The organism is Pseudomonas sp. GW821-FHT09D08, from assembly GCF_059416305.1.
The window spans coordinates 62,244-70,192 of record NZ_JBWKOX010000026.1; the positions used below are offsets into that span (position 1 = coordinate 62,244).

General features: G+C 58.0%; 5 protein-coding genes. 4 read left to right on the forward strand and 1 reads right to left on the reverse strand.

What is annotated here, in order from left to right:
• Positions 1-33: 33 nt before the first annotated feature.
• Genes AC07OP_RS28600 through AC07OP_RS28615 form a run of 4 tightly spaced genes read left to right on the forward strand, consistent with a single transcriptional unit; the run spans position 34 to position 5,585 of the window.
• Positions 34-792, forward strand: a complete 759-nt coding sequence (locus AC07OP_RS28600) for a DUF3050 domain-containing protein (protein ID WP_495102975.1) — start codon at positions 34-36, stop codon at positions 790-792.
• The gene (locus AC07OP_RS28605; protein WP_495102974.1) at positions 789-1,727 is read left to right on the forward strand and encodes a diiron oxygenase; all 939 of its coding nucleotides are present in this window, start codon (positions 789-791) and stop codon (positions 1,725-1,727) included. The genes AC07OP_RS28600 and AC07OP_RS28605 overlap by 4 nt, the downstream gene beginning before the upstream one ends.
• Complete coding sequence (locus AC07OP_RS28610; protein WP_495102973.1) at positions 1,724-5,101, forward strand: amino acid adenylation domain-containing protein; 3,378 nt, start codon at positions 1,724-1,726, stop codon at positions 5,099-5,101. The genes AC07OP_RS28605 and AC07OP_RS28610 overlap by 4 nt, the downstream gene beginning before the upstream one ends.
• Positions 5,102-5,120: 19 nt before the next feature.
• The gene (locus AC07OP_RS28615; protein WP_065940988.1) at positions 5,121-5,585 is read left to right on the forward strand and encodes an SRPBCC family protein; all 465 of its coding nucleotides are present in this window, start codon (positions 5,121-5,123) and stop codon (positions 5,583-5,585) included.
• Positions 5,586-5,623: 38 nt separating this feature from the next.
• Here the strand turns inward: AC07OP_RS28615 and AC07OP_RS28620 are convergent, their stop codons facing one another.
• Positions 5,624-7,504 carry a methyl-accepting chemotaxis protein gene (locus tag AC07OP_RS28620; protein ID WP_495102972.1) on the reverse strand — a complete coding sequence of 627 codons (1,881 nt, stop codon included), beginning with the start codon at positions 7,502-7,504 and terminating at the stop codon, positions 5,624-5,626.
• Positions 7,505-7,949: the final 445 nt, after the last annotated feature.

The following is a 7,949-nucleotide window of genomic DNA, read 5'->3' on the forward strand; positions in this document are numbered from 1 at the left end:
TAGCGGCGACGCAATAATTTATAGGCATCAACTATGTACCCACCTTTACTGGAACAAAGAAAACGGCTGTTGTGCAGCCATCCGTTATTTCTGGAAATAACTTCGCTGGAAAAGTTACGGCTGTTCATGGAAAACCATGTATTCGCTGTCTGGGACTTCATGACGCTCACCAAACGCCTGCAGCAGGACCTGACCTGCACTCGGCTACCCTGGCTGCCACCGACCGACCCGCAAGCTGCACGCCTGATCAATGAGATTGTGCTGGGCGAAGAATCAGACTCACACCCCAGGCAAGGCCATTGCAGCCACTTCGAGTGGTACCTGGAAGCCATGGTCGAAGTCGGCGCCAGCACCTCGGCGATACACCGTTTCATTGCACTGCTGCACCAGGAGGTGGAAGCAAGCACAGCCCTGCGCATGGCCGATGTTCCTGCTGGGGCCGCGCGCTTCGTCAGCGACACGCTGCACATTGCGCTGCAAGCCCCTACCCATTGCGTAGCCGCCGCATTCCTTCATGGGCGTGAGCGTGTCATCCCAAGTATGTTCGAACACCTCCTGCAGCCCGATACGCTCATCCATCGCCAGGCACCGGCCTTGTGTGGCTACTTCAGGCGCCACATCGAGTTGGACACTGAGCATCACGGGCCAGCAGCTGAAGAGCTGCTCGAACGCCTGGTGAGTGCAGACCCGGCTTATCCGCAACAGGCCCACAACGCAGCCCTTGCCGCCGTAGAAAGCCGTATCACGTTCTGGGACGAGGTGCGCACCGCGCTGCACGAGGTGTACCCATGAATACCGCCGGCTACACCACCATCGCCGACGACTGGGAACGCCGAGCAACCATCCGAACCCGCCCTCGTCGCCTGTTGGAAAACGACAACAAGCTAATCTACCCACTGTGCCGTCAGCCCTTGGTACTCAACGCGACCTTCATGGAACATTGCTCGCAATGGCGCGACTTCGTGCTGGTGCAAAGCTTCTATAAGTTCATCCACGATGTGGTGATTTTCGAAACCGAAATCGTCGACAAGACCGCGCGCAGCATTGCCAAGAATCGCTTCTCGCTGCCCTTCCCGCTTGCCTGTCGCGTTGATGCGATGACGGTTGTGGTGGACGAGGACTACCACGCCTTGGTGGCCCTGGATTTCATGCAACAGACTGTCGCAATGACGGGTATACAACCGATTGACCTGCCCGGGCATATCGAACTGAGTCGCGCGCTGCCGGCGGCGCAGGCGCAGGCTCCGGAACACCTGAGCGATGCTGTGGAACTGATTGGCGTAGCCATCGCCGAAAACACCGTGACCCACGATGTCGCAGCGTTTTCCAAAGACCGCAGTGTCAAGGCCTCCATAAGAGGCTTGATGGACGACCACCTGTTTGACGAAGGTCGCCACGCGCAGTTCTGGACGCGGCTGGTGCGCATCTACTGGCAAGCCGCGAGCCCGGAGGACCGTGACAGCATCGCTCACGTACTGCCGACATTCCTGGCACATTACCTGACCAACGACCTGCAGAAAAACTTCGACCTGCGCCTGATCGAACACCTGGACATCAGCGAGCGCCTGCGCGGTGTGCTGCGCGATGAAATATCAGCGCTGGCGTTCCCCATCACCCGCCAGCACCCGTTGATGGCCAATATCATGGGCTTCCTGCAACACAGCGGCTTGCTGCAAACGCCGAGCGTGGGACAAGTGCTGAACGACTACCTGTCGGTGTCGCCATGAGGTGCCTGACCATCGGCTGGTGCGGCACAAGCAAGGCACTGGGCGAAATCAGGCCAATGCTGGAACAGTACGGCCATGTTTCAGGGGATGAGGCCACCGACCTGTGGATTGAAGACGGCAGCCTGCCGTTGCCGGATGACGTGGGCGAAACCACCTGTATAAGTCTGCGCCTGGGGATAGGCCCGTTGAGCGACGGTGGGTTGCCTGCGCTGCAAGTGCGCGCCTATGGCCATGGCCGACGCTTATTCGCCGTGCTGGACATCGCCGAGGAACCCAGTGGCAACGGCCAGCGATTGCGTCGGCAGGCAACAACCGCGCTGGTGGATTGGGTCGCACTGCTGGTCAGTGGCTTCTCACGTGAAACCGAGTCTCTCTCTACACGCGCGATTGCCACTGACTGGCCCGAGCACGGCCTGCACGAGCTTGAGCCGTTGGCATTTATGCATCGATTCAATCGTACGGCAAACCCTGCCTTGATCCAGGAAGCCCAGGTACCGGTGATCGAACGGGTGCAGGCCAGCCTTCACCTGTTCGCCGACCGGCCGGCGCTGAACATTGCGGGGCACACCGTGACCTACCGCCAACTGCACCTACAGGCCATGGCGATTCAGCTGCGATTGCGCCCGCTGCTGGAGACGCTTGAGGCGCCACCGGTGATCGCTGTATGCCTGGAAAAATCCGTGGAATTGTATGCCAGCATTCTTGCCGTACTGGGCAGTGGCGCGGTGTACCTGCCACTGGGACCTGATCAACCCACAAAACGCCATCGGGCCATGCTCGAAAACGCCGGGGCCCGCGTATTGCTGGACGCCGGCCAACATCCATTGCGGGAGCGTTTCATTTCACTGGATGTCAGCACAGTCGAGGCGCACAACGCCAATTCCGCATCCTCGCTGATGCACGATCGCCCCTGTTCGGATATGCCGTGCATGGTGCTCTATACATCGGGCAGTACGGGCCAGCCCAAGGGTGTGCTGCTCAGCCAAGCTAACCTGGCGCATTTCACGACCTGGTTCGGGTCCTGCATGACGCAGGATGAACGGAGCCGCGTCCTGCAGTTTTCGCCCTTGGGTTTCGACTCGTCATTGATCGAAATCTTCCCCGCCCTGATTGCCGGCGCCGAGTTGATCGTGCCCAGTGAGGAACAGCGACGCGACCCTGGGCAACTGGTGGAACTGCTCCGCCGACAGCGCGTCACTCATGCCTTCCTGCCGCCTGCGCTGCTCAATATCCTGCCGCCGGATTCCCCCCTGGGCGTGACGCATCTGCTCACCGGTGGCGATGCCTGCGAACCCCATGTAATCGAGCGGCTGGCAGGACAGTGTCAGTTGCACAACCTCTATGGCCCCACCGAAACCACAGTATTGATTACGCACCGGACGTTCGCCCCCGACGACAATAATCGCAATGTCGGCCACCCCATCGCCAATAGCCAGGTGCTGATCCTCGATGACGATCTGCAACCGGTGGATGAGCAGGTGATGGGCGAGCTATACATCGTCGGGCCCGGAGTAAGCCTGGGATATGTGAATGCGCCGCCGCAGGCTGACAGCCCGTTCGTCGAACTGCTGGTGCCGGGCGGCCAAAGGCTGCGGGCCTACCGCAGCGGCGACTTCGCGCAGTGGACCGCCGAAGGGATTGTGCTGGGTGGGCGTCGCGACGATCAGGTAAAGATCCGCGGCTTTCGGGTCGACCCCCGGGAGATTGAACAATGCCTGCGCAGCAGCAGGTTGTATCGCGAGCTGGCCGTGGTGATCGACCATGAAAGCAGGATCTGCGCCTTTGTTGCCCAGCCTGAACCCAACGCTACCCTGGTGGCCTTGCAGCAGCATGCACGCCAGTGGCTACCGGACTACATGCAACCTGGTTTCTGGGTGGAACTGCCAGCCATGCCGCACAGCGACAACGGCAAGGTCGACCGCAAGGGGCTGCTGTTGCGACCCTTCCTCCCCATTTTGCAGGCCACTCCCCGCGCCGCACATACGCCGCTTCAAGTGCGATTGAGCGACCTTTGGGGTGAGCTGCTGGGCTTGCCCACCAGCCAGTTGCCCATCGATGAAAGCTTCTTTGCACTGGGCGGCCATTCGATTTTGCTGTCGACGCTGTTGTTGCGCGTTCGCGAGCAATTTGGCCGTAGTTTCGCGTTAAGCCATTTCATTGAAGTACCGACTATTCGTACGCTCGCAACGCTGATGGAGGAGGGTGAACGGCCAGACGCATCCTCTGCCCAAGCGGCCATGGACGCTCAACGGGAGTGGGAAATCAATCCGTTACAAGGGGACAGCGCAGGCAATCCGCACAAGGTGATCGTGACGGGGGCCAACAGCTTCGTCGGCGTCCATATTGTCGAGGCGTTGTTGAACGCCGGGGCCACCGAGGTGGCGTGCCTGGTGCGTGACTTGCCGGGGAGTCCTGCGATGGCTCGTTTTACCCAGGCGTTGCGTGACTACCAACTGGAACATCTGGACTTGAGCAGGGTGCGAGTATTCGCCGCCGATGTCAGCCTTCCGCGGTTGGGTTTGGCCTGTGACGCGTATGACGCACTCGCCGCAGACTTTGGCGCGCTGGTGCACAACGCAGCACGGGTCAACCACGTGCTGGACTACGCCTCACTGGCCAGGGACAACGTCGACCCCATATTCGAATGCCTGCGCCTGTGCGAAACCCGCTGCAAGAAAGTCTTCAACTTTGTCTCGACATTGTCGGCCGCCAGCAGCATCAGCACGACGGGGCATGTGCTCGAAGCTCCGGCGGCAGCCACCCTGCCGCTGTATATCCGGAATGGCTACAACCTGTCCAAGTGGGTCGCCGAGCGGGTCCTGGGACGTGCAGTGGAGCAAGGAGCCTGGGTGAACATCCATCGTCCTGGAAATATCAGCTTCAACAGCCATAACGGTATCTGCCAGCCACAGAAGAATCGCCTGATGTTGATGCTCAAGGGATCGCTGCAGTTGGGCATGCTGCCGAGGTTGGACCTGAATTTCGACCTGATGCCCGTGGACTTTCTGGCTCGCTTCATTGCGTTCCACTGCAATCGCTTTCAAGCCGATAGAAGCGTATTCAACCTGCATAACCCACAACCACTGAGCTGGGAGCACTACCTGGATGCATTCAACCGGGCGGGCCACCGGTTCGAGCGGGTCAGTACGGCGCATTGGCAGCAGGCGTTGCGAACGGTAAGCCTGGACAATGCGATGTTTGGTGTCCTCGGGTTTTACCTTGATCGACTGGATGAAGACATCGGTGACACATTGATGATCCTCCATGACAACGCGCAACGCGGCGTTCAGCAGATGGGTGAGCAATACCCCGAAAAAGACCCGGCACTGCTGAGTAAAGGCTGCAACTACCTCAAGGCCATCGGCTTTCTTTGAATCGCTTCAGGACAACTTCATGAAACCGCTGCAACCCGATACGTTAATTCATAACCCGAACGGCCAGCCGATAGTGTCCTCTGTGGTGATCGACTGCCATGCCAATCGTCTATGGAACATGGTGGGGCAGTTTGCAGGCTTCGATGCGTTCATCCCTTCCTTGACGCATATCGAAATGATCGGCACCGGAGTGGGCGCTTTACGCACGAAATTTTTCCGCGATGGCAACCGCGTCGTAGAACAGCTCAATAGCCGGGATGAGCAAGCGATGCACATGACCTGGACCACGATCTACAACACCCTGGGCGTGGCTAGGTTGTGGGCCGCAATCAAAGTGGAAGCGCTTGGAGCACACTGCTCCAAGGTAACCTGGACCATCATTGCCGACCCCCTGGAGACGGCGCAGGAAGGATTTGAACAGTTTGTACAAGGCTTCGCAGACAGCGCGCTGGACAATGTTCGCCGTTTGCTGGGTAAGCAGTAGGAGCGAAACGGCTCGCTCCTACTCGTACACTCAGCGGCTCAGATCTTGAAGCTATCGACCAGTTGCTTCAACCGATTGGCCTGTTGCGACAACGCATCGCAGTCTTTCAGGGTTTCGTTGAGGTTGGTCACACCCTGCTGGTTCAGCAGGTTGATCTGGTTGATATCGACGTTGAGGGTTTCCACCACAGCAGTTTGTTCCTCGGTGGCCGCAGCGACGGACTGGTTCATGCCGTCGATCTCGACAATTCGCTGCGTTACGCTGACCAGGCGCTCACCGGCCTGGTTGGCCACCTGGACACTTTCCTCGCTGGAGGTCTGGCTGGCATTCATGGTGGTCACTGCTTCACGCGACCCCACTTGCAGCGAAGTGATCATTTTATGAATCTCCTCAGCCGACTCCTGGGTACGGTGAGCCAGGTTACGCACCTCGTCGGCGACCACGGCAAACCCACGTCCGGCTTCCCCGGCACGTGCTGCTTCAATCGCAGCGTTCAGTGCCAGCAAGTTGGTTTGCTGGGAGATGCCTTTGATCACATCAAGGATGTGGCCGATATTGTCGGTGCTGGCGTTCAGGGTTTCGATCTGAGTGCAGGACAGGCTGATTTTCTGCGACAGCTCCGACATTGCCAGGATGGTTTGCTCGACCACTTTACGCCCATCATCGGCCTGCTCGCTGGCACCGCTGGCGTGCTGTGAAGCATCGGCGGCGTTACGCGCAATTTCCTGGGTGGCAGCCCCCAGTTCGTTGATTGCGGCGGCCACGCTGTTGGTGCGTGCGCTTTGCTCATCAGAGCCGACGATCGAGGCGTTGGATGATGCCATCACACGCTGAGACAGGTCATGCACCTGACGTGTTGCAGAAGACACTTCGGAAATCGAGGCGTGGATACGCTCCACGAACCGGTTGAACGCGCTACCCACCTCACCGAACTCGTCTTTACTGGTGACCGTCAAGCGGCGGGTCAGGTCGCCCTCACCTTGGGCAATGTCCTGCATGGCAATGCCCATGGTGGTCAGGGGCCGCAGTAACACTTGAATCAACAGACTCAAGAGCACGGCAATCGCGACTACGGCGATCAGCATGGCGATCAATGCAGACGTACGGAATTTGCCCAACGGTGCGTAGGCTTTGTCTTTATCAATCGACAGGCCGATATACCAATCTGCACCGGGCAAGCCACTGATAGGTGTGAACGACAGGATGCGATCCTGGCCCTTGAGAACTACGTCCTGATTAACTTTTTCAATACGGACGTTAGTGCCTGGGTAGATGTCCTTGAGGTTTTTCATCACCTGGTCTTCGTCAGGACTTACGATGACTTGGCCGTCGCCGCTGACCAGGAACGCATGGCCGATGCCGCCGAAGTCCACAGAATTGATGATTTTCACCAGGGTTTGCAGGCTCAGGTCTCCGCCGACCACGCCGAGCAACTCGCCGTTCTTTTTCACCGGCATAGCAATAGTTACGATCTGCCCACCTACGGCGGCCATATAGGGCGGCGTGAGCATTGGTTTATCGGCAGCCACGGCTTGCTTGTACCAGGGACGCTGACGAGGATCGTAGCCGTCAGGCATTTTTGCGTCCGGGCGCTGGGTGAACACACCGTTGGTTTGGCCAACGTAGGTGAACTGGAAGTTCGAGGTGAACGCCGGTTGATCGACCAACCCTGGAAGATCAGCAGCACTACCCTGATGGGCAACGTTTTGCGTCAGACTTTCGAGCACCAGTATTCGACCGCTAAGCCAGTTCTGCACACTACTCGCGGTGAGCTCACCGGACTGCTGGATAGACGACTCCAGATTCTGTTTGATGGTGCTGCGCTGCAGGTAATCGTTGTAAAGCGTGAATAACGCGAAGGCCAGAACCACAACGCCTGACGCGGCCAACAGAATTTTATGACTGAATTTGAGATTCATTTCATCGACTTCTTTTTGCCAAATGGGGGTGAGCGTGCCGAGAGGAACATTCCATGTAACGGTATAGGCGGCGTCTCGAGCCGCTCTATTTCGGTGCACGCATGGCTCATCAGGCTTTCGGCCAAGCTGGAGGAAAGCTTAGAAAATTGTGGGATGAATCGCCCTTTTACGTAGGAAACCGACCAAAGGTTGTCGTACAAGATTTAAAAGTAAAAAATTCTTTCCTACTACCTGTGTCGTGCTCTTAAAGCAGGTCAGTGCCATGAACATGATTTGGGAGTTGGGTAGGCGCAGTTGCTGCTCGCTTACAGAGTTCATAAACCCTCTAAACGACAAAACCCCTGTCTGCATGAGCAGACAGGGGTTCTGGAATTTAATCTTGACGATGACCTACTCTCACATGGGGAAACCCCACACTACCATCGGCGATGCATCGTTTCACTGC